Annotated in this window: 24 protein-coding genes; 9 read left to right on the top strand and 15 right to left on the bottom strand. The window is 65.2% G+C overall.

What is annotated here, in order from left to right; all coding sequences use genetic code 11:
* Positions 1-550: 550 nt before the first annotated feature.
* A complete protein-coding gene (gene rpsT, locus ADAD_RS0115130) occupies positions 551-811 on the bottom strand; it encodes a 30S ribosomal protein S20 (RefSeq protein ID WP_010415545.1) in 261 nt (86 codons plus the stop codon).
* A 154-nt stretch (positions 812-965) separates the two neighbouring features.
* Positions 966-1,781: a bifunctional DNA-formamidopyrimidine glycosylase/DNA-(apurinic or apyrimidinic site) lyase gene (mutM, locus tag ADAD_RS0115125; RefSeq protein WP_010415542.1), complete on the bottom strand. Its 816-nt coding sequence runs from the start codon at positions 1,779-1,781 to the stop codon at positions 966-968.
* Between the two features lie 198 nt (positions 1,782-1,979).
* On the opposite strand from mutM, the gene ADAD_RS0115120 reads away from it, so the two are divergent.
* Together ADAD_RS0115120 and ubiB are read left to right on the top strand one after the other, a co-directional pair.
* Complete coding sequence (locus ADAD_RS0115120) at positions 1,980-2,711, top strand: class I SAM-dependent methyltransferase (RefSeq protein ID WP_010415539.1); 732 nt, start codon at positions 1,980-1,982, stop codon at positions 2,709-2,711.
* Positions 2,712-2,715: 4 nt separating this feature from the next.
* A complete protein-coding gene (ubiB, locus tag ADAD_RS0115115) occupies positions 2,716-4,275 on the top strand; it encodes a 2-polyprenylphenol 6-hydroxylase (RefSeq protein ID WP_010415536.1) in 1,560 nt (519 codons plus the stop codon).
* Positions 4,276-4,285: 10 nt separating this feature from the next.
* On the opposite strand, the gene ADAD_RS0115110 is transcribed toward ubiB, so the two are convergent.
* On the bottom strand, positions 4,286-4,672 hold the full coding sequence (locus ADAD_RS0115110) for a hypothetical protein (protein ID WP_010415533.1): 387 nt from the start codon (positions 4,670-4,672) through the stop codon (positions 4,286-4,288).
* A gap of 142 nt (positions 4,673-4,814) precedes the next feature.
* On the opposite strand from ADAD_RS0115110, the gene ADAD_RS0115105 reads away from it, so the two are divergent.
* Entirely contained in the window at positions 4,815-6,218 is a 1,404-nt protein-coding gene (locus ADAD_RS0115105) for a bifunctional phosphopantothenoylcysteine decarboxylase/phosphopantothenate synthase (protein WP_010415531.1), read from the top strand.
* Complete coding sequence (gene dut, locus ADAD_RS0115100) at positions 6,208-6,666, top strand: dUTP diphosphatase (protein ID WP_010415528.1); 459 nt, start codon at positions 6,208-6,210, stop codon at positions 6,664-6,666. The genes ADAD_RS0115105 and dut overlap by 11 nt, the downstream gene beginning before the upstream one ends.
* 58 nt (positions 6,667-6,724) lie before the next feature.
* Here dut and ADAD_RS0115095 read toward each other — a convergent pair whose 3' ends face one another.
* The 4 genes from ADAD_RS0115095 to secB all read right to left on the bottom strand — a co-directional run bounded on the left by ADAD_RS0115095 (position 6,725) and on the right by secB (position 10,917).
* Positions 6,725-7,390 (bottom strand): DUF4136 domain-containing protein, encoded by a 666-nt coding sequence (locus ADAD_RS0115095; protein WP_033193431.1) that lies wholly within the window; start codon positions 7,388-7,390, stop codon positions 6,725-6,727.
* 148 nt (positions 7,391-7,538) lie between these two features.
* Positions 7,539-8,555, bottom strand: coding sequence for a tryptophan--tRNA ligase (gene trpS, locus ADAD_RS0115090; RefSeq protein ID WP_010415523.1), 1,017 nt, complete (start codon positions 8,553-8,555; stop codon positions 7,539-7,541).
* A gap of 179 nt (positions 8,556-8,734) precedes the next feature.
* On the bottom strand, positions 8,735-10,354 hold the full coding sequence (gene murJ / locus ADAD_RS0115085) for a murein biosynthesis integral membrane protein MurJ (protein WP_010415520.1): 1,620 nt from the start codon (positions 10,352-10,354) through the stop codon (positions 8,735-8,737).
* A gap of 26 nt (positions 10,355-10,380) precedes the next feature.
* Complete coding sequence (gene secB / locus ADAD_RS0115080; RefSeq protein ID WP_010415517.1) at positions 10,381-10,917, bottom strand: protein-export chaperone SecB; 537 nt, start codon at positions 10,915-10,917, stop codon at positions 10,381-10,383.
* A gap of 270 nt (positions 10,918-11,187) precedes the next feature.
* Here secB and ADAD_RS0115075 point away from each other — a divergent pair, with 270 nt between their 5' ends.
* From ADAD_RS0115075 to ADAD_RS0115060, 4 genes are read left to right on the top strand one after another with little or no spacing between them, the layout of a single operon-like run.
* Positions 11,188-11,823, top strand: a complete 636-nt coding sequence (locus ADAD_RS0115075; protein ID WP_010415515.1) for a Tim44/TimA family putative adaptor protein — start codon at positions 11,188-11,190, stop codon at positions 11,821-11,823.
* Between the two features lie 47 nt (positions 11,824-11,870).
* Positions 11,871-13,058, top strand: coding sequence for a murein transglycosylase A (mltA, locus tag ADAD_RS0115070; RefSeq protein ID WP_010415512.1), 1,188 nt, complete (start codon positions 11,871-11,873; stop codon positions 13,056-13,058).
* Positions 13,055-13,633 (top strand): Smr/MutS family protein, encoded by a 579-nt coding sequence (locus ADAD_RS0115065; RefSeq protein ID WP_010415510.1) that lies wholly within the window; start codon positions 13,055-13,057, stop codon positions 13,631-13,633. The genes mltA and ADAD_RS0115065 overlap by 4 nt, the downstream gene beginning before the upstream one ends.
* The gene (locus ADAD_RS0115060; protein WP_033193430.1) at positions 13,633-14,223 is read left to right on the top strand and encodes a sulfite oxidase heme-binding subunit YedZ; all 591 of its coding nucleotides are present in this window, start codon (positions 13,633-13,635) and stop codon (positions 14,221-14,223) included. The genes ADAD_RS0115065 and ADAD_RS0115060 overlap by 1 nt, the downstream gene beginning before the upstream one ends.
* Here the strand turns inward: ADAD_RS0115060 and ADAD_RS0115055 are convergent.
* From ADAD_RS0115055 to ahpC, 8 genes are all read right to left on the bottom strand, one after another.
* Complete coding sequence (locus tag ADAD_RS0115055; protein ID WP_029140183.1) at positions 14,220-14,729, bottom strand: helix-hairpin-helix domain-containing protein; 510 nt, start codon at positions 14,727-14,729, stop codon at positions 14,220-14,222. The genes ADAD_RS0115060 and ADAD_RS0115055 overlap by 4 nt on opposite strands.
* A gap of 129 nt (positions 14,730-14,858) precedes the next feature.
* Positions 14,859-16,343, bottom strand: a complete 1,485-nt coding sequence (locus tag ADAD_RS0115050) for a methyl-accepting chemotaxis protein (RefSeq protein WP_010415504.1) — start codon at positions 16,341-16,343, stop codon at positions 14,859-14,861.
* Between the two features lie 242 nt (positions 16,344-16,585).
* Complete coding sequence (katG, locus tag ADAD_RS0115045; RefSeq protein ID WP_029140182.1) at positions 16,586-18,805, bottom strand: catalase/peroxidase HPI; 2,220 nt, start codon at positions 18,803-18,805, stop codon at positions 16,586-16,588.
* Between the two features lie 137 nt (positions 18,806-18,942).
* Positions 18,943-19,314: a carboxymuconolactone decarboxylase family protein gene (locus tag ADAD_RS0115040; protein ID WP_010415498.1), complete on the bottom strand. Its 372-nt coding sequence runs from the start codon at positions 19,312-19,314 to the stop codon at positions 18,943-18,945.
* Positions 19,311-19,754 carry a MarR family winged helix-turn-helix transcriptional regulator gene (locus ADAD_RS0115035; protein ID WP_010415496.1) on the bottom strand — a complete coding sequence of 148 codons (444 nt, stop codon included), beginning with the start codon at positions 19,752-19,754 and terminating at the stop codon, positions 19,311-19,313. Before ADAD_RS0115035 ends, ADAD_RS0115040 begins: the two co-directional genes overlap by 4 nt.
* A 5-nt stretch (positions 19,755-19,759) precedes the next feature.
* Positions 19,760-20,053 (bottom strand): putative quinol monooxygenase, encoded by a 294-nt coding sequence (locus ADAD_RS0115030; RefSeq protein WP_010415493.1) that lies wholly within the window; start codon positions 20,051-20,053, stop codon positions 19,760-19,762.
* A gap of 114 nt (positions 20,054-20,167) precedes the next feature.
* Complete coding sequence (gene ahpF / locus ADAD_RS0115025; protein WP_010415491.1) at positions 20,168-21,757, bottom strand: alkyl hydroperoxide reductase subunit F; 1,590 nt, start codon at positions 21,755-21,757, stop codon at positions 20,168-20,170.
* Between the two features lie 192 nt (positions 21,758-21,949).
* Complete coding sequence (gene ahpC / locus ADAD_RS0115020) at positions 21,950-22,516, bottom strand: alkyl hydroperoxide reductase subunit C (protein ID WP_010415488.1); 567 nt, start codon at positions 22,514-22,516, stop codon at positions 21,950-21,952.
* Positions 22,517-23,022: 506 nt separating this feature from the next.
* Between ahpC and ADAD_RS0115015 the strand changes: the two genes are divergently transcribed.
* On the top strand, positions 23,023-25,077 hold the full coding sequence (locus tag ADAD_RS0115015; RefSeq protein ID WP_010415484.1) for a putative bifunctional diguanylate cyclase/phosphodiesterase: 2,055 nt from the start codon (positions 23,023-23,025) through the stop codon (positions 25,075-25,077).
* The last annotated feature ends 73 nt before the right edge of the window (positions 25,078-25,150 follow it).

The raw sequence follows: 25,150 nt of genomic DNA, 5'->3' as shown, positions 1-25,150 counted from the left end.
CACTGATATCGTCCCAGTCCGCAGCCAGCGCGACGCGCTCCATCTCGTCTTCGCTTTCGCCCTTAGCCGCCTTGCGCGCAGCCCCGTTGGTGTCCGGAATTCGTGCCATGACTTGCTAATACACCTCCGCTTCCGGAAGTGCGTGTCACCTCCGGATTATCCCCTACGACGTTTGATGAAGACAGCGGGCCCGTAGCCGAAAACGCGTGATCCGCGTCCGGTTTGGAAAGGCCCCCTAAGCCATCTTCGATTATCCTGCCGGGGATGCTTCGTCCCCGGCGACGAGAGTTAATAAACAGGTCCGGGGGGGAGTCGGCAAGCGGGAAAATAGTCTTCGAAACGAAATAAAGCGTTTGACAGTGCGCGAGCCGCAGGCGGTCGTTCAAGCTGTTGTAAACGCTGAATTTACCGTTTTCCCCAACCTTCGAATCGGCGGGTTTCCTTGCTCGAATCGCAATCGCTGTGCGTCACCTTTACGACAGATGCGCGAAGGGCCGCCGCATCGTGCGACGACCCCAAAACCGGTCTAACCGTTTGCGTGAAAGAGGGTTTAGAGCGCCGCGACGCGCTTGGACAGGCGCGACATCTTCCGCGACGCCGTATTCTTGTGGAGAACCCCGCGTGCCACGCCGCGAGCGAGCTCGGGCTGGGCTGCGCGCAGCGCGTTCTGCGCGGTTTCCTTGTCGCCGCCTTCGATAGCTGCTTCGACCTTCTTCACGAAGGTGCGGATGCGGCTCATGCGCGAACCGTTGATTTCGGCACGGCGCGCGTTGCGACGGATGCGTTTGCGAGCTTGCGGCGTATTGGCCATGATCGTCCTTGTTTCGGGCCGCGGTCGGCGCGGCCACATGTCTCGTTTCAAAGTCGGGAGCGGCGATCGCTCGCCAGAAGGCGCGGCACATAGGGCCGATGCGGGTGTGCGTCAAGGAATTTGGGGAAAACCGACGCCGCGCGAAATCCGCCCGTCAGCGCTGGCACGCGGGGCAGTACCATGTGCTGCGGCCGCCTTGCGCGAATCGCAGGATCTCCCCGCCGTCATCGCGATGGCACGCCTCGCCCGTGCGGCCATAGACGTGGAAGCGGGTGGCGAAATAGCCGAGCTCGCCATCGGGCCGCGCATAGTCGCGCAAGGTGGAGCCGCCGTCGCGAATCGATTCGGTCAGCACCTCGCGGATGGCCGGGACGAGGCGGCGCAAGGCTTCCAGCGAGATGCGTCCGCCAGCGCGCTTCGGGCTGATCCGCGCGCGCCACAGCGCCTCGCAGACGTAGATATTGCCCAGGCCTGCGACGATCCGCTGGTCGAGCAGCAGCAGCTTGATCGCCTGCTTGCGGCCAGCAAGCGTGCGCCTGAGGTACTCCGGCGTCAGTTCCGGGCCGAGCGGTTCGGGCCCCATCGCCGCAAAGCTGGGCCAGCTCTCGACCGCGTCCGTATCGACCAGGTCGACCCAGCCGAACCGCCTCGGATCGTTCAAGGCGAATCGATTCGTATCGGTTTCGATCGTCAGGTGGTCGTGCCGGTCCGGCTGTTCGGGATCGATCCGCCAGCGCCCGCTCATGCCCAGATGGAAGATCAGCGTCTGGTCGCGGTCGGTGTGGATCAGGCCGAACTTTGCCCGCCGGCCGAGCCCCGTCACCCGCGCGCCGACCAGCGCCTGGCCCAGTCCGGCGGGGAAGGGACGGCGCATGTCCGGCCGCGCGGTGGTGGCCGAGGTGATGATGCGGTTTTCGAGATGCAGGGCGAGCCCGCGCACGGTGGTCTCGACCTCGGGAAGTTCGGGCATTTGTCTTCCGGCGATTGGGCAGGTGTCACCGATGGATATGGAGCCTCGCCGGAGGCGGCACCAGCCCTCTCCCCCTTCCGACCGCCCGATAGGATCAGCATGGGTGGTCGGGAGGGGGAGAGGGCCGGGGCTTTAGCGAAGGGATGCCATGATCCCGCCGATAGACGCCACCCCACTTTCACCCTAAGGCGCAACGCCATGAGCGATACCGTTTCCTTCGGCTACGAAGACGTCAGCCCCGATGAGAAGACCGCGCGCGTTGGCGGCGTGTTTTCCAACGTCGCCGCCAAGTACGATGTGATGAACGATGCCATGTCCGGCGGGATGCATCGCCTCTGGAAGGACCGCTTCGTACGGCGGGTGAAGCCCAAGCCGGGCGAGGCAATTCTGGACATGGCGGGCGGTACGGGGGACATCGCCTTCCGCATGGCCGCCGCGGGCGCCGAAGTGACCGTGGCGGACATCAACCAGGACATGCTCGACGCAGGGATCGAGCGCGCGATGGATCGGGGGATCGAAGGGCTGAGCTGGAGCTGCCAGAACGCCGAGGAACTGCCTTATTCGTCCGGCCTGTTCGATGCCTACACCATCGCCTTCGGCATCCGGAACGTGACCTTCATCGACAGGGCGCTGGCCGAAGCGCACCGCGTGCTCAAGTTCGGCGGGCGGTTCTTCTGCCTCGAATTCAGCACGGTCGAATGGCCCGGCTTCAAGGACGCCTACGATCTCTATTCGGAGCGTGTGGTGCCGCAGCTGGGCAAGGCGATCGCGCAGGACGAGGATTCCTACCGCTACCTCGTCGAATCGATCCGCCGCTTCCCGCCGATGAGCGAGTTCGAAGGCATGATCCGCGCGGCCGGTTTCAGCCAGACGAAGGTGGAGCCGATCATGGGCGGGCTCGTCGCGATCCATTCGGGCTGGAAAATCTGAGCCGGTGAGCCGACCCAGTACCCACATCTGGCGCCTCCTCAAATGGGGGCGGATCGCTGCCCGCCATGGCGCCCTGCGCGGGATCGAGAACGATCCCAACGCGCCGGTCCCGGTCAAGAAGCTGATCCGCATTGCCCGGCTCGGCACGCGCCAGCCTGCCACGCCGGATTATGCGGGGGCCTTCCGCGCCATCGGCCCGGCGGCGATCAAGCTGGGCCAGTCGCTCGCCACACGGCCCGATCTGGTGGGGGACGAGGCGGCGCAAAACCTTCTCAGCCTGCAGGACAATCTGCCGCCCGTACCGTTCGAACGGCTGCGCCCCGCGGTTGCGTCGACCTTCGTCCAGCCGCTGAATGCATTGTACCAGTCGATCGACCCCGATCCGGTCGGCGCGGCCTCCATCGCGCAGGTGCACAAGGCGGTGACCAGCGACGGGCGCACGGTCGCGGTCAAGATGCTGCGCCCCGGCATCCGCGAACAGTTCGCGCGCGACATCGCCACCTACGAATGGGCGGCCGCGCATGTGGAGGCGATGGGCGGAGAGGCCGCAAGGCTGCGCCCCTCGCTCACCATCGCCAACTTCAAGCGCTGGACCAATTCGGAGCTCGACCTGCGGCGCGAGGCCGCCTCTGCCAGCGAGCTGGCCGAGGCGATGAAGGGCTTTGCGGGCTATCGCATCCCGGCGGTCGACTGGGACCGCACCAATGGCCGCGTCCTGACCATCGAGTGGATCGACGGCATCAAGATGAGCGACCGCAAGGCGCTGCTGGAGGCCGGGCACGATCTGGACCAGCTGGCCGAACGGCTGGTGCTCGCCTTCCTGACGCAGGCGATCAGCTACGGCTATTTCCATGCCGACATGCACCAGGGGAACCTGTTCGTGGAGCCGGACGGGACCATCGCCGCGATCGATTTCGGGATCATGGGCCGGATCGACCGGCGCGCGCGGCAATGGCTGGCGGAAATCCTCTACGGCCTGACCACGGGCAATTACCGCCGCGTGGCCGAGATCCATTTCGAGGCGCAATACGTGCCCAGCTACCATTCGGTCGGCGAATTCGCCACGGCGCTGCGCGCGGTGGGCGAACCCATGCGCGGCAAGCCGGTGAGCGAGCTGTCGGTCGGCCAGATGCTCGACGGGCTGTTCGCGATTACCCGCGATTTCGACATGCAGACCCAGCCGCACCTGCTGCTTCTGCAGAAGACGATGGTGATGGTCGAAGGGATCGCCACCCAGCTCAATCCCAAGATCAACATGTGGGATGTGTCCGCCCCCTTCGTGCGCAACTGGATCCGCGACGAGCTGGGGCCGGAAGCCGCGATTGCGGACCGCCTGCGCGAGGATGCGGACACCATCCAGCGCATTCCCGCGCTGATCCGGCGGCTGGAAGAGAAGTTTCCGCCCCGTGGCGGCGCGCCCGATCCGCCGCCGCTGCCCGAGATCGAGCTGATGTGGGAGCGCAAGGAGCGCAAACCCGGCCCCGGCTGGCTGGGCCAGGCTGCGCTCCTGCTGGCAGGCGCGGGTCTGATGGCCGGCCTGTTCGCCTTCGGCGTGCTGGGCTAGCCTTGGCTGGCTAGTGTCGCGCCGTGCGTGACAGCACGCTCGCTGCAATCAGGGCGATCACCATTGTGGCCGCCTCCACCACCATCGGCGTCCACCACCCCTCGTAGCTGCCCGCCTGTGCCAGATTGATCGCCCTCCCGGTGAGCGCGATGCCGAACAGCGCGGCGGTGAAGACCAGCGGCGTACTCGCACGCCGCGCGGCGCCCCAGATCAGCCCGAGTGCACCGACGAGGAAGAAGGCGGCCATGTCTCCGCGAATGGTCGCCCAGCCGTGCGGGCCGGTGGCGGAGAGGGCAAAGCCTTCCGCCGCGCCGGCAGGATCGAACAGGAAGCGTGCGCCCATCACGCCATAGAAGATGCCGCCCAGCAGCAGCACGATACGCAGGATTGTGGTCATGGTCCTATATCTCCCCCTTCGGCGCCTGTCGGCTGCCGCGGGGTGTTCCTAGCCCATGCAGTGGTGCGCGGGCTAGCGCGCTGGGGCTCGCCCCGTTACCGTCGCCGAAACGCAGCGAAGACAGCACGGGAAGACACGGAACATGGATGACGGCAAGGCCTTGCGCATCCTGCTGGTTATCGGCGGCGGCATAGCGGCCTACAAGTCGTGCGAGCTGATCCGCCTGATCCGCAGGAACGGCGGCGAGGTGACCTGCGTGCTGACCGATGGCGGCGCGCAGTTCGTCACCCCGATGACGCTGGCGGCGCTGTCCGAAAACCCGGTTCACACCACGCTGTGGGACCTGAAGAACGAAGTCGAAATGGGGCACATCCAGTTGAGCCGCGAGGCGGATCTGGTGGTGGTGTGCCCGGCGACCGCCAACATGCTCGCCAAGATGGCGGCGGGTATTGCGGACGATCTGGCCACCACGCTGCTGCTGGCGACCGACAAGCCCGTGATGGCGGTGCCCGCGATGAACGTGCGGATGTGGGGCCACGCGGCGGTGCAGGGCAATGTCGCGCGCCTGCGAGAGGCAGGTGTCGTGGTCCTCGATCCGGACGAGGGCGCGATGGCCTGCGGCGAATATGGCCCCGGCCGCCTGCCCGAGCCGGAGGCGATCTGGGCCGCGATTGCAAATTGGGCGTCGGGTGGCGACGGCTTTGCGACGCAGGCCGCACCGGCATCGCAGGGCGGGCTCGGCGGGCTGATCGCCTCGCTCATCCCGCGCGGGGGCCGGAAGGCGGCGCGCAACGCGGACACGCTGCTGGCGAGCAAGGGCGCAGCTGCCGCGCCGCCCGAGCCTGAACCGCAAGGCTACGCATACCGCTTCGAAGGCGCCCCGCTTGCAGGGCGGCACGTGCTTGTCACCGCCGGGCCCACGCACGAGCCGATCGACCCGGTGCGCTACATTGCCAACCGCTCGAGCGGAAAACAGGGCTTCGCCATCGCCGCCGCCGCCGCCGCCGCAGGCGCGCGGGTGACGCTGGTGGCGGGCCCGGTGAACCTCGACACGCCGCCGGACGTCACCCGGATCGACGTGCAGACCGCCCGCGACATGGCCGGGGCGGTGCGCGCGCATCTGCCCGCCGACATAGCGATCATGGCCGCCGCCGTGGCCGACTGGCGCGCGCGCGATGCGGTCGATCGCAAAATGAAGAAAGGCGATTCCGGCCCTCCCGCACTTCAGCTGGAAGAGAACCCGGATATCCTCGCTACGCTGGGCGCGTCGGCAGACAGGCCCGCGCTGCTGATCGGCTTTGCTGCGGAGACCAACGATGTGGTCGAGAACGCCCGCACCAAGCGGGAGCGCAAGCGCGCGGACTGGATCATTGCCAATGATGTGTCGGGCGGGGTGGGGCAAAGCGTGATGGGCGGAGCGGACAACACCATCCATCTCGTCACCGCAGGCGGCGTGGAAGACTGGCCGCAGATGCCCAAGGAAGAGGTTGCCATGAAACTGGTCGAACGGATCGCCGCAGAGCTGGAGGTTGCCCATGGCGAATGATGTCCCCGTGGCGATCAAGCGCCTTCCACACGGCGATGGCCTGCCGCTGCCCGCCTACGCCACCGATGGCGCGGCCGGGATGGACGTATGCGCGGCGGAAGATGTGGAGCTTGCCTCCGGCGGCCGCCACGCGGTCGCCACGGGCTTCGCGCTCGCCATTCCCGAAGGCTACGAGATTCAGGTGCGCCCGCGATCCGGCCTTGCCTTCAAGCACGGCATTTCCGTGCCCAATGCGCCGGGCACGATTGATTCGGATTATCGCGGCGAGTTGAAGGTTCTGCTGATCAACCACGGGCCAGAGAGCTTCTCGATCAGCCGGGGCGACCGGGTGGCGCAGCTGGTGCTGGCCCCCGTCACCCGCGCGGCCTTCACCGAGGTCGACGATCTTGACGAGACGGCGCGCGGCGCAGGGGGCTTCGGGTCCACCGGCGGTCACGCGCAGCTCTGATACGAAAAAGGCGGACCCAAGCGGCCCGCCTTCCCCGTTTGCTGCTTTGCAGCCGGTCCTACTGGTCTTCCGGCTTGATCGAAATGCGAACCGTCTCGCCCGAATTGCCGGGGAAGTTGGTGAACATCGCTTCGACGAGGTTGGGGACGAGGTACTGCAGCCGCTTGCTGCGCGACATCGCCTCCGCAGTGCCTTCGAACAGGCGCTGGCCGGTTACGCGATCGTCGATCTCGATCTCGATATCGCTGGTGTAGACCGTGTAGCTGCGCACGTCGTTGCTCCGGAACCACGGATCGTAGAACCCATAGCCCCAGGCACGGTCGCGCACTGCGAAAATGCGGCCGTCACGCGTGCGGTAGTAGCGCGGGCGGTAACTGTACCACGGATCGAAGAAGGGATCGCGCACGCCCGAGCTGACGACCCGCTGGCGGCCATCATCGACACCATAATCGAAGCGGACCAGCAGGTCGGCGGTCTCCGGAGAACCGGGCACGTAACCGAGCTCCGCCATCTCTTCTCGCACGAGGTCGGCATACTGGCCGAATTCGATCCCGCCGCTGAGCGCCGGATCGTCGGCCACAACCGCGAAGGTCTGGCCCTGTGGTGCCGGAAGCTGCGATTCGAAGCGCGAGACATCGGCCTGGAAACCCGTCGCGCAGGCGGTCAGGCCGACGCCCAACAGTCCGAGCGCGCCCAGAGCGGCAAGAAAACGTGGTTTTGGCATAGTTGGGCCCCTTGTTCGGGGGAGGCTTCCGTGGGGATGCCCCCCATTCAGCCGACACACGGCCAGCAATAATGCAGCGGGTAGACGCCTGTCCCTGAACGGGGGTTTAACCCCCTGAACCTGCTGCGATTTCCGTGGCTTGCCCTGTCTACCCGCGGACGAGGCCCAGCGCCTCGTAGGTGGCCGAGAGCGTGGGCGCAGCGCGCTCTCGCGCCAGCGCCGCGCCGCGTGCCAGCGCCGCATCGATCGCCTCGCGGTCGTCCAGCAGGGCGCGAAAACGGCTCGAGATCGGCGCAAGCGTCTCGACCAGCACCTCGCCCAGCAGCGGCTTGAAGGCACCAAAGCCTTTCCCCGCCTGCTCTGCCAGTACGGCCTCGGGCGCGGACTCGGTCAGCGCGCAATAGATCGTGACGAGGTTCAGCGCCTCAGGCCGGCCTTCCAGAGCTTCGACATTGTCGGGCAGCGGATCGGGATCGGTCTTGGCCTTCTTCACCTTCTTCATGATCGTGTCCGCATCGTCGATCAGGTTGATGCGGCTCATCTCCGAAGGGTCGGACTTGCTCATCTTGGCGGACCCGTCGCGCAGCGACATGATCCGCGCCGCCGCTGGCGGAATGAAGGGATCGGGCAGGGTGAAGACGGGCTTTTCTTCCGATGCGAAGTCGTTGTTGAACTTCTGCGCGATGTCGCGCGCCAGCTCCAGATGCTGCTTCTGGTCCTCCCCCACGGGAACATGGGTCGCCTGATACAGCAGCACGTCCGCGGCCTGCAGCACGGGATAGGCGAAAAGCGCAACGGAGGCGCCTTCGCGGTTCTTGCCCGCCTTGTCCTTCCACTGCGTCATCCGGTTCAGCCAGCCCATCCGCGCAGTGCCCGTCAGCAGCCATTGCAGCTCGGCATGCTGGGGAACCTGCGCCTGGTTGAACAGGATCGAGCGGGTGGGATCGATCCCGCAGGCGATCAGCGCGGCCGCCATCTCGATCGTGCCCCGGCGCAGCTCCGCCGGGTCGTGCGGCATGGAAATCGCGTGCATGTCCGCAAGGAAGAACAGGCACTCGCTCCCTTCGGACAGCTCGTCCTGCATCCGCACCCAGTTGCGGATCGCGCCGAGATAGTTGCCGAGGTGAAGATTGCCGGTGGGCTGGATGCCCGAAACTACGCGCATGGGGGTATTTCCTTAGAAGACTGGATTGCGCCAGCGGGCACGCTGGCAGGATCGGGTTGCCGGGTTCGGGCTTACCAGAACCATCGCCAGGCCGCCCGCCCGCGCAGCACGAAGCGTGCCGGGGCCGAACGGGAAGAGAGTGGCGTGTCAGTCATCGCGGCGGGCATAGCACAGGCCCGTCAGCGGGCAAGATCGTCCGGCGCGCCGCCTTGCTCGGGCAGCGGGCTCTTGCGGGTCAGCGTGCGTATGCGCTGCTTGTCGATCGCGCCGATGGCGAAGGCGACCGCGAAATAGACCGCGCCCGCACAGATCACGAGGGCGATCAGCGCGCCGGCCCGTTCGAACAGGCCCGCATCGTACCACCCGGTCAGCAGGTCGCGCGCGAACCACAGGGCAACGCCCATCGCCGCCGCCGCGACCAGCTGGCGCGCAATGCGGCCCACCAGCTTGAGCGGGATGGCATAGTAATCGCGCCTCACCAGCACGGCGTAGAGGTAGGTCACGTTGATCCATGCGCCGATCACGCTGGCGAAGGCCACGCCTCGCACGCCCCAGTCGGCGACGAGCGCGAAGTTCATCGCCGCGAACACGATCAGCGAGATGAACGCGGCGTAGACCGGCGTGCGCGTGTCCGACCGGGCGTAGAAATTGGGGACCAGCACCTTGACCAGCACGTAGGCCGGCAGGCCGAGCACGAGCATGGCGAGCACGTCGCCCGTCAGCGCCGCCTGCTCCACACTGAAGCGGCCGCCCTGGAAGATCATGGTCACGAAGGGCACCGCGCAGATCGCCAGCGCCACGGCTGCGGGGATCGTCAGCAGCATCGAAAGCTCGATCGCGTCGGACTGGATCCGGTCCGTGCCTTCCCGGTTCTTGGAGCCGACGAATTTGGACAGGGTCGGCAGGATCGCGGTCGACAGGGCGATGCCGATAATGCCGAGCGGCAGCTGGTTCAGCCGGTCGGCATAATTCATGTAGCTGATCGACCCGCTGTCGAGCTGGTTGAGGAAGTAGAGCTGGACCAGCGTGTTGATCTGGTAGGCGCCGCCACCGATCGCCGCGGGCAGCGCGATGATGCTCAGCCGCTTCACCTCGGGCGTGATGCGCGGCCACAGAAGCTTGGGGCGGAAGCCCTCGACGCGGGTCCAGTAATAGAGCCAGGCGAGCTGGATCGCGCCGCCGCCCGTTACCGCCCAGGCCTGGCTGTAGCCGACCTGCCGCGTGGTCCAGCCCCATTCGCTCATTGCATAGTCGCCGAAAAGCAGCGCGGCGATCAGCACGAGGTTGAGGATGATCGGGAAGCTGGCCCCCGGCGCGAAACGGCTGACCGAATTGAGCATGCCTGTGAACAGCGTCACCAGGCTGACCAGCGCGATGTAGGGGAACATGATCCGCGCGAAATCGACTTCCATGGCGAAGTCGGCGGGCGGCGAGTCGCCGTCGCCCAGCAGGCGGATCACCAGCGGCATGGCCAGCATCATCACCGCGCACAGCGCGATCAGCACCGGCAGAAAGACGCTCAACACATCGTTGGAGAAGCTGCGCGCTTCGTCCAGGCCGCTGTCGGCGTCGCCCGTGCCATGCAACCGCTTGGAGAACATGGGCACGAAGGCGGCCGAAAAGGCGCCTTCCGCAAACAGGCGGCGGAAGACGTTGGGAATGATGAAGGCCTGGAACCAGGCATCGGTGACGGCATTCGCGCCGAGCACGCGGGAGAAGATCATCTCCCGCGCCAGCCCGGCGAAGCGGCTGACCAGCGTCAGGCCGCCGATGGTCCCGACATTCTTGAGCAGGCTCATCCGCCCGCCTCCCTAATGGGCTCTCGTCAGGCGTTGCCGCCCGGCGCGCTGCCTGCAGCGGCTGCGCCCGCAGCGTCTTCCTGCTGCTTTTCCTGCAGGCGCTGCAGGTAGAGCCCGTTGAAATCGATCGGATCGATCATCAGCGGCTGGAAGCCCAGATCGCGGGTGGCGTCGGACACCACGCGGCGCGCGAAGGGGAACAGGATGCGCGGCGCTTCGGCGAACAGGAACATGTGCGCCTGATCCTCGGGCAGGTTGCGGATCCCGACCAGGCCCGCATAGACCAGTTCGATCACGTAGAGCTGGCCGGCATCGCAGATGGCCGTCACGTTGATCTTGAGTTCGACTTCGCTGACCTCTTCGTTGACCGAATTGGCGCCGATATTGAACTGCAGGTCGATCTTCGGGGCGTCCTGCCACTGGAAGCTGCTGGGCGAGTTCGGATTCTCGACCGAGAGATCCTTGATGTACTGCGTGATGAAGCCCGCAGTCGGACGGTTGTCCGCCCCGTTGCCATTGGTCTGATTGTTGAGATCGGTCAGAACGTCGCCTTCGTCGGCCATGAAGCTCACTCTAAGGTTGCAAGGTTGATGGGTCGGGCAACCCTGGCGGGCGCGCGATGGACTGGCGCTGCGCCTAGCAGTCGTTCTCCCGGCCCGCAACGGGAACGAAACGCCGTTCAGGATGATACAAGGCGACGTTGTGCATTTGATATCATCCCCTATCTGTGGGAATGATGCAAAACACGAAGGGCGCGCGGCAAGCACAGCCGGAAGTGCGCGCCTCCGACTAGTCAGGTGCCGTACCAAGTGACAGAAATCGTCATCCTCGCCATGATCGCGGTCTTTCTGGGACTGCGGCTCTACTCCGTCCTCGGCCGCCGGGCCGAGCATGAGGAAGAGCCCGTGCCCCATCGGTTCGAACCGAAGGACAAGCCCGGCATTTCGCAGGCCCCGCAGGCCGCGCAGGCTCCCGCGCGCGCCGTGACCGAACAGGAAGCCAAGCCCGACGTTCTGCCGGTGGTGGAACGCGGCGTGCAGTCGATCATCGCGGCGGATCGCGGGTTCGACATCGTGTCCTTCCTCGAAGGCGCGAAGGGTGCCTATGGCATGATCCTGGAAGCCTACTGGCAGGGCGACAAGGAAACGCTGCGCGAACTGTGCGACGATTCGGTGTACGAAGGCTTCGCCAGCGCGATCGACGCGCGTGAGGAAGCGGGCGAAACGCTGGACAACAAGCTGATCCGGATCGAGGACGCGACCATTCGCGATGCCGAGCTGGAGCGCAAGGAAGCGCGCATCACCGTGCGCTTCGTTGCCGATATCGCGGCCGTGACGCGCGACAGCGAAGGGACGGTCGTGGCCGGATCGCTCGACGATGCGATCGAAAGCCGCGACATCTGGACCTTCGCACGCCGCGTGGATTCGCGCACGCCCGACTGGCAGCTGGTGGAAACCGACGAAGGCTGATCTTTGCCGATCGATGGCGGGCCTGCAGCCCGCATTGAGGGGGACCGATGTTCAAGTGGATGTGGCCCCTCGCGGCGCTCGTAACCCTCTCCAGCTGCGTCGGCCCCGGCGCGGACAAGCCGCCTTATCCGCCGATCGACCGGCCCCCGCCGCCGCAGACCGAAAGCGCCGTGGCAGCCGGGGTCGAAGCCGGCCCCAGCATTGCCTCGCTGCGGCTGGGCGCGCAGGATGCCGCCGCCGCGCTGGCCGCATTTCGCTCCAGCTGCGACTGGGCTTCCGAAAAGGACGACGCCAGCGGCCTGACCCGCCCGTCGGACTGGCTGCCCGTATGCACCGCCGCGCTGCGCTGGGACGGCGATGCCCGCACCTTCTTAGAGACCTATTTCGAGACCGCCCGGATCGGCAGCGGCGAGGCTTTCGCCACAGGCTATTTCGAGCCCGAGATTCTCGGCAGCCGCACGCGCCGTCCGGGCTATGACGTGCCCGTCTATCGCATGCCGGAGGATCTGGTGCGCGCATGGCCCGCCGACATGCCGGAGAGCGAGCGCGAAGGGCGCCCTCCGCTGGGCCGTTACGACTCCAATGGCGACTTCGTGCCCTATTACTCGCGCGCAGAGATAGAGGACGGCGCGCTTGCCGGGCGCGGGCTCGAAATCGCGTGGGCGGCCGACGCGGTGGAGATGTTCTTCCTCCAGATCCAGGGATCCGGCCTGCTGCGCCTTCCCGACGGCACCCGCATGCGGATCGGCTATGCCGGGCAGAACGGGCGCGGCTATACCGGCATTGGCGGGCTGATGCGCGAGCGCGGCCTGCTGGGCGACGGACCGGGCCAGTACCCCGGATCGATGCAGGGCATCGTGCAATATCTCAACGAGAACCCGGTGGCCGGCAAGGCGCTGATGCGCGAGAACGAGAGCTGGATCTTCTTCCGCGAACTGAACACCAGCGGGCCGCTCGGTTCGCTCGGCGTGCCCGTCACGCGCGAGAACAGCGTGGCGGTGGACCCGCGCTTCGTACCCTATGGCGCGCCCGTGGTGCTCGACATGGACCGCGATGTGGCCGACGGGCTGTGGGTGGCGCAGGATACCGGCGGTGCGATCAAGGGCGCCAACCGCTTCGACACCTTCTGGGGCAATGGCGGCGATGCGCGCGACATCGCCGGGGGTATGAGCGCGAGAGGACAGGCCCTGATCCTGCTGCCCAGGGGAACCGTCGCGCGCCTTCGCCAGCGATGAGGCCGCCACGCGGCCTGTCGGACGACGAGGCGGCGGCGTGGTTGAAGCTCGCCGCGACGGTCGAACCGCTGCGCCCGGTGGCGCCATCGCGCTCGATCCCGGCGCCGCCGAAAGCAGCGCCTCCCAAGGCGGCACCGCCGGCGGCCCGGCAACGCCCGGTGCCTCCCGTGCCCCCAGTGCCTCCACCAAAGTCCGCACCGGCTGCGCGCAGGGCGGGCAGAGGCCCCCAGGGCAACCTGGATTCGCACTGGGACCGGCGGCTGAAGGCGGGCGACATCGCCCCGGATTTCAGCCTCGACCTGCATGGCCACGGGCTGGAGCGCGCCTATGACCGGCTGATGGACGGGATGGCGCAGGCGCGCAGCATGGGCGCGCGGGTGGTCCTGATCGTCACCGGCAGATCGCGCCCGGTCGATCCGGCGGACCGGGGCGAACGGCGCGGGGCGATCCGTGCCAAGGTTTTGGACTGGCTCGCCGCGAGCGAGCACGGCGGATCGATTGCCGCGGTCCGCAAGGCACACCAGCGCCATGGGGGCGAAGGTGCGCTCTATGTCGTGTTGAAGAGGAGCAGCTGATGGCGGTGTTGCGGTCGAGGCCCTTGTTGTGGCTCGTTCTCGCCTTGCCGGGCGCGTGGATGCTGTGGCGCTGGTGGGCGACGCCCGATCTTTACGGCTACGGTCACATCATCGGCGATAGCGGGGAGTGGGCGGCATGGCTGCTGATGGCGACCCTCGCGGTCACTCCGCTGCGGCTGGCTTTCCGCCGCAACGCCTTCGTCCAGTACCTGATGCGCAAGCGGCGCGATCTCGGCGTGGCGAGCTTCGCCTACGCTGCCGGGCACACAATCGTCTATCTGTGGCGCAAGGCCGATCCGGCGATCATCTGGGACGAAGTGTCGACGCCCTATATCCTTGCCGGATGGGTCGCCTTCGCGCTGTTCGTGCCGCTGGCGATCACGTCCAACGACGTCTCGATGCGGGCGCTCAAGCGCAGGTGGAAGAGCCTGCACCGGCTGGTCTATCCGGCGGCGGTGCTGGTGTTCGTGCACTGGGCCCTGTCGGCCTTCGACCCGACCACCGCCTATATTCACATCGGAATACTGGCGGCGATCGAGATCGTCAGGGTGGTGCTGCAGTGGCGTCAGCGACGCCCTGCCAGAACCTAGAGCGTCACGTACTGGCGCAAACGCGCGACTTCCTCTTCGTCGACATACTTGCCGATTTCGCGGTCGAACACGCCCATGTCGGCGTAGGGGCGGTATTCCTCGAACTCGTGGACCATCTTGTCGGTCATGCCGGGGACGAGGCGGATTTCCTCTTCGCTGGCGGTGTTGAGGTCGATCGGCACGAACACGTTGACGAGCACGGCCTGCGCTTCGTCCTCGTCCAGCGTTTCCATCAGCATGGCGTTGAGATCGGTGACGCTGGCGTAAGGCTGCCCGGCGACGATCGCGTCGGCCAGCTCGGGCGAGACGCCTTCGACAGCTGCCAGATCTTCGGCGGTGGCGGTGTTCGCGTCGAGCACGGTGGTCTCGGCGTCCACGGCCGCGGTATCGGTTTCCGTTTCGGCAGTAGCGGCGGTTTCATCGGTCGTCGCCTCGGGGGCTTCCGAACAGGCGGCGAGGGCCAGGGCGGTTGCTGCGGCGGGGACCAGGAATTTCAAAGTGCGCATTCTGTACCTCTCTTTTTGCGACGGGTTCGCATTAACAGACTCGATGCGGCTGTCGACAGGTAATCGATACAGAAAAGCCCCCGGTATCGCTACCGGGGGCCATTATTGCCTGCTGGCCTGTCTTTCGGCCTAGTTCGGGCGGAGTGACGCGGTGCCCGCCATGGCGGGGAAGGATCGCGCGGCAACCGCCATCGGCACCTGGTCCTTGCCCCCCTCCAGCCGGAAGGCCTTGGTCAGTTCGGCCAGCGTACCGACCTCGTCGGCGAGATTGCGCGCGGAGGCAGAGGTCTGTTCGACCATGGCGGCGTTCTGCTGGGTCGAGGTGTCCATGGTGCTGACTGCCGAGGAAATCTCCCCGATCGTACCGGCCTGCGCGGTGTTGTCCGCAGCCATGCTGCCCAGCAACTCGTGCACCTGATCGACATCCTGCGCGATATCGGAGAGGGCCCCGTCCACGCGCTTCACCATGTCGACCGCGGTGCCGATGTCGGTCTGGATCGCGGTCAGCTGTTCGCGCGCCTGCCCGGCCTCTTCCTCGGCCCGCATGGCGAGCGCCGAAACCAGGTCCGCAACGACGGCGAAACCGCGGCCCGCTTCGCCCGCGCGGCCCGCCTCGACAGCGGCATTCATGGCCAGCACCCGGGTCTGGAAGGCGATCTTGTCGAGCCCTTCGATCACGCCATCGATCCCTTCGGTCGAATCCGCGACACGCGTCATCGCGCCCACCGCCTGATCGGCGATGCTGCGGCCACTGGCGACGGTGGCAATCGTCTGGTCGGCGCGCTGCACGGTCGATTGCGATGCTTCGGCGCTGGTCCTGAGGCGGCCGTCCATCTGCGTGATCGCTGCGGAAGTCTCTTCCAGGCTCGACGCGTTGCCTTCGGTGCGGCGGGCAAGGTCTTCCGAAGCCTGCGCGATTTCCTGGACGCTGGAATCGATCCGGCTGGTCCCCTCGGCCACTGCCGCGATCATCTCGCGGATCTTGCCCAGCGCGCCGTTATAGCTGCGTTCGAGGCCTGCGAAGCTATCGGGCATGCCGGTCAGCGAACGGGTGAGATCGCCTTCCGACAGCGCAGCCAGCACGGTGTCGAGCTGGGCGACGGCGGCCTCGCGCGATGCGCTCGCTTCCTCGAAATAGACCGAGAGCGACAGCTCCATGTCGAGCAGCGCGCCCTTGATCAGCGCCAGGCTCGTGTCGTGCGCGGCGGAGGGATTGAACAGCGCAAGCACTCGCTTCCACAGCGGGGTGCGCCGTGCGACGCCGTGCACCAGTTCCTCGATCACGATGGCATAGCTGCCGACATACCAGCGCGGCTCGAGCCCGATGCGCGCGTGGGTCGCCCCGATCCGGCGGGCACTATCGTAATAGTTGGAGTCGAAATCGGCGTTGGCGATGTGGGACCAGTGCTTCTCCTGCGCTGCCTTGGCCTTGTCCATATGGGCCTGGTTATCGAAGAAGGCGGCCGTTTCCGGGGTCTGTTTCGCCCGGTTGTAGAAGCGGTCGAGCGCGCTGCCGATGACCTTGCGAACGACAGGCTGTGCGGTGCGCAGCTTGTCGCGCTGCGTATCGTCGAATTCCATGAACTGGAGCCGGCTGCGGATCTGATCTGCCATTTGACTATCCCGAAAACAGAGCGGACCCCCATGGCCGCAAGACCATACCTACTTAGGACCGTATGCCGGGATAAGAGTCTGAGGGGCTTACTTTTTTTAAGCCGCATGCCGGAATCTCGCGGTTTTCCGCCGCGATCTTGTTGCCGTATGCCGGCCCACCAGAACGAAAAAGGCCCCCGACATTGCTGCCGGGGGCCGATGGTCGGAATGCAGCGCAATCCGCGCCGATCAGCGGTACTTCGTCAGTGATATTGGGCGTAGCTCAGGTCGAACCGGTCTGCGTCCATCACCTTGGTCCAGGCAGCCACGAAGTCGCGCACGAATTTCTCCTCGTGCCCGTTCTCGGCATAGACCTCCGCCACGGCGCGCAGCTGCGAGTTGGAGCCGAAGACGAGATCGGTGCGCGTGGCGTGCCACTTTTCCTCGCCCGACTTGCGGTCCTTGCCGAGGAACTCTTCATCACCGCTATCGTCGACCACTTCCCACTTCGTGCCCATGTCGAGCAGGTTCACGAAGAAGTCGTTGGTCAGCTTGCCCGGACGATCCGTCAGCACACCGATGGCGTTGCCGTGCTTGGCGTGCTTGCTGACCGCACCCAGCGCGCGCATCCCGCCGACCAGCACGGTCATCTCGGGGATAGAGAGGCCCAGCAGGCTGGCCCGGTCGATCAGCAGATCCTCGGTCTTCACGCTCGCCTTGGTCTTCAGGTAGTTGCGGAAACCATCGGCGAAGGGTTCCATCGGCTCCCAGCTTTCGGCGTCGAACTGCTCTTCGCTCGCATCGCCGCGTCCGGTGGTGACGGGCACCGCAATGTCGAAGCCGGCATCCTTCGCCGCTTTCTCCACCGCAGCCGAACCCGCGATCACGATGGCATCGGCCATCGAGATATCGTCGCGCAGCTCGTCCAGCCTGGCGAGCACCGCGCCCAGTTCCTCCGGATCGTTGACCGCCCAGTTGCGGATGGCATCGAAGCGGATATGCGCACCGTTGGCGCCGCCGCGATGGTCGCTCTTGCGGTAGGTGCTGGCCGAAGCCCACGCCGCCTTGACCAGTTCGCTGACACTCAGCCCGCTACGCAGCACCTTGTCCTTGAAGATATCGACGGCGGTGTCGGACGCCACGCGTCCCGCGGGCACCGGGTCCTGCCAGATCAGGTCTTCGGCAGGTACGTCGGGGCCGAGGTAGCGTGCCTTGGGCCCCATGTCGCGGTGGGTCAGCTTGAACCACGCGCGGGCGAAGGCATCGTCGAGCGCCGCCTGATCGTCGCGGAAGCGTTCGGAGATCTTGCGATAATCCGGGTCCAGCTTCAGCGCCATGTCGGCGGTGGTCATCATGGTCGGGACCTTTTTGGACGGATCGCGCGCATCGGGCGCCATGTCCTCGGGGTCCGGATCGATCGGTTGCCACTGCTTGGCGCCCGCCGGGCTTTCGACCAGCTCGTATTCGTACTTGAACAGCAGGCGGAAATAGTCGCCGCCCCACTGCGTCGGGTTGGGCGTCCATGCACCTTCGAGGCCGGAGGTGGTGATGTGGCCCTTCTCGATCTGCTCGGCGTCGGTGGCCCAGCCAAAGCCCATGTGCTGCAGGGCTTCAGATTCGGGAGACCCGCTGAGCTGGTCGGGCGGGACGGCGCCGTGGCACTTGCCGAAGGCGTGGCCGCCCGCGGTCAGCGCGACGGTTTCCTCGTCGTTCATGGCCATGCGCGCGAAGGTTTCCTTCATGTCGCGCGCCATGCCCTCGGCATCGTGCGGATTGCCTCCGGGGCCTTCGGGATTGACGTAGATCAGTCCCATCTGGATCGCCGCGAGCGGGTTTTCGAGCGCCTTGCCTTCATCGGGAATGATGCGGGTTTCGACGCCTTCGTCGACCCACTCTTCTTCCGAGCCCCAGTAGATGTCCTGCTCGGGCTCGTAGACGTCCTTGCGGCCGCCGCCGAAGCCGAACACGGGCCCGCCCATGCTTTCGATGGCGACATTGCCGGTCAGGATGAACAGGTCCGCCCAGCTGATGTGCTTCCCGTATTTCTGCTTGATCGGCCACAGCAGACGCCGCGCCTTGTCGAGGTTGCCGTTATCGGGCCAGGAGTTGAGCGGAGCAAATCTCTGCTGGCCGCTGGACGCGCCGCCGCGCCCGTCGCCCGTGCGGTAGGTACCCGCCGCGTGCCATGCCATGCGGATGAAGAACGGGCCGTAGTGGCCGTAATCCGCCGGCCACCAGTCCTGGCTGTCGGTCATCAGCGCATGGAGGTCTTTCTTCAGCGCATCGTAATCGAGTGCGTTGAATGCCTCGCAGTAATCGAAATCCTCGCCCATCGGATCGGGCGAGCGCCCGCCCTGGGTGAGGATGTGCAGGTCCAGCGCATCGGGCCACCAGTCCTTGTTGGTGCGCCCCAGCAGCGCGCGCACGCCGCCATCGCCATGTACCGGGCAACCGCCGCCCATCGAACCAGTCTTCGCGTCCATCATCCGCTCCTTCTCGTTGGCGACTCGTGTCGCGTCATGAAGGGAGAATGCGTGAAACCGTGTGATTGGTCCAATCGATTAATTGCGTATCATTTATTGGATGAGCCGATGATGCAGCGAAGGTCTGCCAGAACCTCTCATGCGGCGTCGCAAAAGACCTCCCTGGCCACCTGCATCGCGTTCAGCGCCGCGGGAAAGCCCGCATAGACGCTTATCTGGATGATGATTTCCTCGATCTCGGTTTTCGTCACCCCGACATTGAGACCGGCCTGGATATGCACCTTGAGCTGGGGTTGGGCCGTGCCCATCGCGGTGAGCGCGGCGATGGTGGCCATCTCGCGCTCCCGCAGGCCGAGGCCGGGTCGCGCGTAAATGTCCCCGAACGGATATTCGATCGTGTAGCGGGCGAGATCGGGCGATATGTCCTGAAGGCTGTCGATCACCTTCTGTCCGGCTTCGCCGTCTATCTTGCGCAGGTTTTCCAGACCCTGTTCGAACCTGTCGGTCATGCTCGGATGCCTTTCATCGTGTCGTGGAGGATGGCGAAATAGCCCGGCAGAACCTCGTCCAGCGTGGCGTGGCCTGCAGGAGTGAGCGCTACGTCGCGCGCGCGCGCATCGTGCGCATTGCTGGAGATTGCGATCAGGCCCGCCTTCTCCAGCCCTTGCAGGGTGCGGGTGACGACGGGTCGCGATACGTCCAGCCGCTCCGCAATCTCGCCCGCCGTCAGGCTGTCGCGATCGGGTTCGCGGTCGATCACGATCATGGCGAGGAAGCGCAGCTGCGAAAGCTCGTGCCGCGCGAAATAGGCCTCAAGCTCGCGGATCAGGAGGCTGCCGTCGCGCATGATGCGCAGCGCGCGCAGAACCTCGTCGGCATCGAAATCCTCCAACCGGGAGGCATAACCTTCGACCATCTGCCGGCTGGGCAGTTCTTTCAGAAAAAACACGGCGACTACCGGACCGGGCGCAGATGGAGAATCTGCGGCTCTTCGGCGAGCCATTCGCGGTAGGCTTCGAAGACGGCCGCCGTGTATGCTTGCGCATGATGAGCTGCCAGCGCGCCCTCGTCGCGCCATTCCTCGTACAGGTGCAGGGTGCCCTTCGCGGGGTCTTCGCTCACCCGGAATTCGATGCAGCCGGGCTCGGCACGGGTCCGCTCGACAATGCTGCAGATCGCGTCGCGCGCTGCGCTATAGTGCTCCCGGTGCGGGGCGATGCGCGCGATCACATTCAGCTGTTCACTCATGTACGCCTCAAGTAGTTACCATGCTAACTATATCGACAGGGACACGCGGCGGTCAACCCTCGGAACATCAGAGGGTCGACCGCCGCTGGAACGCGGTGTTCGAGACTGCGGGAGTCAGGCGGCCTGCGCGATCTCGTCGGCCGGTTCGGTGCGGATCAGGTAGTCGAACGCGGTCAGGCCGGCCTTGGCGCCCTGGCCCATCGCGACCACGATCTGCTTGTAGGGTACGGTCGTCGCATCGCCTGCGCCGAAGATGCCGGGCAGGTTGGTCGCGCCACGCTCGTCGGTGACGATCTCGCCGTGCTTGGAAAGCTCCAGCCCGGAGTCCTTCAGCCATTCGGTGTTGGGAACGAGGCCGATCTGCACGAACACGCCCGCCAGCTCGATCGTGCGTTCTTCGCCGCTCTCGCGGTCCTTCACGATGATGCCGTTCACGCGGCTGCCGTCGCCAGTAATCTCGGTCGTCTGGCCGTTGGTGACGATCTCGACATTGTCGAGGCTTTCGAGCTTCTTCACCAGCACCGCATCGGCGCGCAGCTGCGTGTCGAATTCGATCAGGGTCACGTGGTCGACGATCTTGGCGAGGTCGATCGCGGCTTCAACGCCGGAGTTGCCGCCGCCGATCACCGCGATCCGCTTGCCCTTGAACAGCGGGCCGTCGCAGTGCGGGCAGTAGGCCACGCCCTTGTTGCGGTAGTCCTGCTCGCCCGGAACGCCGAGATTGCGCCAGCGTGCGCCGGTCGCGAGGATGATTGCGCGGGCGGACAATTCGCCGCCATTGGCGAAGCGGACCTTGTGCATGCCGCCTTCGCTCTTGGCGGGGATCAGCTCTTCGGCCTGAACGAGGTCGATCTTGTCGATCTCGTTGGCCTTCACCTGCTCGTCGAGGTCGGCGGAAAGCTTGGGGCCTTCGGTATAGGCGGTGCCGGGCAGGTTCTCGATGCCCAGCGTGTCCTGCAGCTGCCCGCCGAAACGCTCGCCCGCGATGCCGGTGCGAAAGCCCTTGCGCGCGGTATAGACCGAGGTCGCGACCCCGGCGGGCCCGCTCCCGATCACGAGCACTTCGTAGGGCTCTCGCTCGTTCAGCTTGGCAGCGGCCTTGGCGCCCGCGCCGGTATCGAGCCGTTCGAGGATCTGCGGCAGTTCGATCTTGCCGTTGTAGAAGCTTTCGCCGTTCAGGAAGGTCGCGGGCACGGCCATGATGTCGCGCGCCTCGACCTCGTCCTTGTAGGCACCGCCTTCGATCAGCGTGGCGGTGATGCGGCTGTTCTCCAGCGCCATAAGGGTCAGCGCCTGAACTACATCCGGGCAGTTGTGGCACGAGAGCGAGAAGAACATCTCGAACTCCAGATCGGTCTCGATCCGGCGGATATCCTCCAGCACATCGGCATCGACCTTGGGCGGATGCCCGCCCGCCCACAGCAGCGCGAGCACCAGCGAGGTGAACTCGTGGCCCATCGGCAGCCCGGCAAAGCGGACCCACTTTTCGGCATCCTTGCCGCGCCGGATGATGAAGCTGGGGCGGCGTTCGTGATCGCCATCGAAGTCCACGCTGACGAGGTCGTGCAGCGCGGCTATCTCTTCGAGCAGTTCGCGCGTCTTGGCCGAAGTCTCGTCCTCGCCCAGCGATGCGACAAGCTCCACCGGCTCGCGCAGATTTTCGAGGTACTGCTTCAGCTGCTGCGTCATCTGGGCGTCAAGCATGGGGAAACTCCATCCTGATAAGTCATTGCGAGCCGCATCGCGCGGCCCGGCAATCCATCTTTCAACGCATCGTTCACGGGATGGGTTGAAAGATGGATCGATGTGTCACTGTAATGTCCCCCACCTCGCGGGGGGAGGGGAGGCCCGGCGCATGCCGAGCCTCCGGTAGTGTCGCTTAAAGCTTGCCGACCCTTAGAGCTTGCCCACAAGGTCGAGCGAGGGGGTCAGCGTGTCGCTGTCTTCTTCCCACGCGGCCGGGCAGACCTGGCCGGGGTTGTTGCGGACATACTGCGCAGCCTTGATCTTGCGGACCAGTTCGGTCGCATTGCGGCCCACGCCTTCGCAGGTCTGCTCCATCACCTGGATCACGCCGTCGGGATCGACCACGAAGGTCGCACGGTCGGCGAGGCCCATTTCCTCGCGCAGAACGCCGAAGTTCTTGGAGATCGTGTGCAGCTGGTCACCCAGGAAGGCGAACTTGAGCTTGCCGATCTTTTCCGAGGTGTCGTGCCATGCCTTGTGGCTGAAATGCGTGTCGGTGCTGACGCCGTAGACGTCCACGCCCATCTTCTGCAGCGTGTCGTACTGCGCGCCGAGGTCTTCCAGTTCGGTCGGGCACACGAAGGTGAAGTCCGCCGGATAGAAGAAGAAGACGGCCCACTTGCCCTTCACGTCCTCGTCGGTGACTTCGAAGAAGTCCTTGTCGGCCTGGAAGGCGGTTGCCTTGAACGGTTTGATCTGGCTTCCGATGATACCCATTCGCTGTCTCCTGTAGGGGTTGAAACTCGACGCCTAGATAAGGGCTGCTGCGACGCACAAAAGCGATTTGTGGCGATGGCACCAATCGGAATTATCGATGAAATCGGTGGAACTTTTCTCGGGCAGGCGTAGCAAGCGAATTTGAACTGCGCTGCGCCGGTTTGTCCGATCCAGGCCAAGTCTGACTCACCCGGTCAGGGTTGCGAAGCAGAAATGGGCCGAGCGCGGGATCTGAGGGCACTGACCACGCTATAATGAAGCCGGACGCTTGCCGGTAGAATTATGGATTCCGCTCTATCCCCTCCTTGCCATATCCGGCTCAGACCGCTGTCCGCGCGATGCGTTCGTGTCGCTGGCAAGCATAGAACGACCCCAGGAGTAATCCCAAGGCGGTGCGTTCGCGAACTGATGTTGGGGCATTATTCTATTTACGGCTCGTACCCGGGTTCGGTCTTTAACCAATCCCAAGCTGGTTTTCGATTACGATTCCTGCGGAGGGAGTGAAGATGTCGAAGCCAAACGCGGTCGAGGTCGAGCGCGGTCTGTTGTCGATCGCCTATGCCAACCTTCGCACTTTGCTCGTCATGAGCGTGGTTGCATCGCTCGGCGCGTCGGTGGTGCTGAGCGGGGCGGGATACACGTGGATCTGGTTCTGGTTTGCCGGGCTGGTTTTTCTCAACCTGGTTCGGTTCGCACTCGGCCGCGGCGTTTCGGCAGAAAAAATTCAGCAGGCCGAAATGCCTATGGTCGCCCGATACCGCCGGACCTACGCGATCGGATTATATGGCTCGGCGGCGCTGTGGCTGGCTCCGCTATCATTGGTAGGGCATGACTCGGTCGCGTCGATCTATACGCTGGCCATAATCTTCTCCGCACTGGCGGCCGGTGGAACGGGCATCATGGCCGCCCTCTTGCGGGAGGGGCGGACCTACATAGCGATCATGCTGGGGCCGGCATCCATCCTCATGTTCCGGGGCTTTGAGGACGGCACGGTTCTGATGGCGCTCGGCCTCGTTTTTCTGGCAGTTATGCTGGTGGTCCATGATCGGAACCACAAGGTCACGCGCAGGGCGCTGGAACTCTCGATCGAGAACCGGCGGTTGGTCGAGGAACTGCAATCGGTCAATGCGGGCCTGGAAGACACGGTCGCCACGCGCACCAGGCAACTGGCGAATGCCGCGAACAGCGACGATCTGACCGGGCTGGCAAACCGGCGCGGCCTGATCGAGTGGATGGGGCGCCACCTCGATCCAGACGACGCCCGCGAAGCATCGGTGCTGTTCCTGGACCTCGACCGGTTCAAGCAGATCAACGACGCGATGGGCCATTCCGTTGGCGACCAGGTTCTGAAAGTCGCCTCGCAGCGAATGATGGCCTGCGTGCCGGAGGGTGCCATGCTGGCGCGCTGGGGGGGCGACGAATTCGTTATCGTCCTGCCACAGACCGAGGATGTCAGAGCCACTGCTCAGGATCTTTCCACCTGTCTGATCGAGAGGATCGGCCAGCCTATCCTGATCGACGATCATGCGATGAGTATCGGGCTATCCGTCGGCGCATCGTTCTACCCCTCCGATGCAAGGGATCACCGCGCCCTGATCCTTGCGGCCGATCTCGCCATGGCAGAGGTCAAGCGCAACGGGCGTGGCGCAAGCCTCGAATATTCCGAGACGCTGAGCCTCGTCCAGAGACGGCGCTTCGATCTCGGTCGCGCCCTCGGAACGGCCATAGAAAACAACGAGCTGTTCCTCGAATACCAACCGATCGTGGACTCTTCGACAGGGCGGATCCACGCATTCGAGGCCTTGGCCCGCTGGCAGCACCCCACCTTGGGCAAGATCAATCCTGCGGAATTCATCGCATTGGCCGAAACGACCGACCGGATCACTGCGCTTGGCGATCTCGTCCTTGAGGAGGCTTGCCGGGAAGCGGCAACATGGCCCTGCAGCGATAATGCCCCCAAAGTGGCAGTCAACGTATCGGTCAAGCAGTTGCGGGACGAAACCTTTGCCATGAAGGTCCTGCGCATACTGGCTCGTACGAAGCTTCCGCCGGGCCGGCTCGAACTTGAAGTCACGGAATCGCTGTTCGAAAACGATCACCCGGCAATCATCAAGCAGACGATCTCCAGTTTGCGCGCACTGGGCGTTTTCATCGCGATCGACGATTTCGGCACTGGCTATTCGTCCCTCTCGCGTCTGCAAACCCTGCCGATCAATGCGGTGAAGATCGACCGGTCCTTCGTCGCGGACCTGGAGGGGAACGGTCGCGCGGTGATCGAGAGCATCATCATGATCGCAAGGCGGCTCGAGCTCGATGTGGTGGCGGAAGGTGTCGAGACGGATACCCAGCTTGAGACCCTGATCGGCATGGGGGTGAATTGCCTGCAGGGCTATCTCCTCGGCCCTCCTTCACGGCAGACGGATAGCTATTTCGAAACAGAGCGCTCCGACTGGATCGCAGGTGACTTCGGCAGGCGTTCGGGTCGCTCTGTTCACCACCTTTACAAATCCACCGAAGGTTTGGAACCAAGGGCTGGTGGACAGCCGTTATCGCGACGCTGACGCAGGCCCCGATCGAAGCCCGAAGTTGCCGCAGAGGGATTGGATCGAGGAAATCCGCATCCGGCTCGTCAGC

It is taken from the genome of Citromicrobium sp. JLT1363, assembly GCF_000186705.1.
GTDB lineage: Bacteria > Pseudomonadota > Alphaproteobacteria > Sphingomonadales > Sphingomonadaceae > Alteriqipengyuania.
The sequence above is the reverse complement of the archived record's forward strand: the minus strand, read 5'-3'. Positions and strand labels throughout refer to the sequence as shown.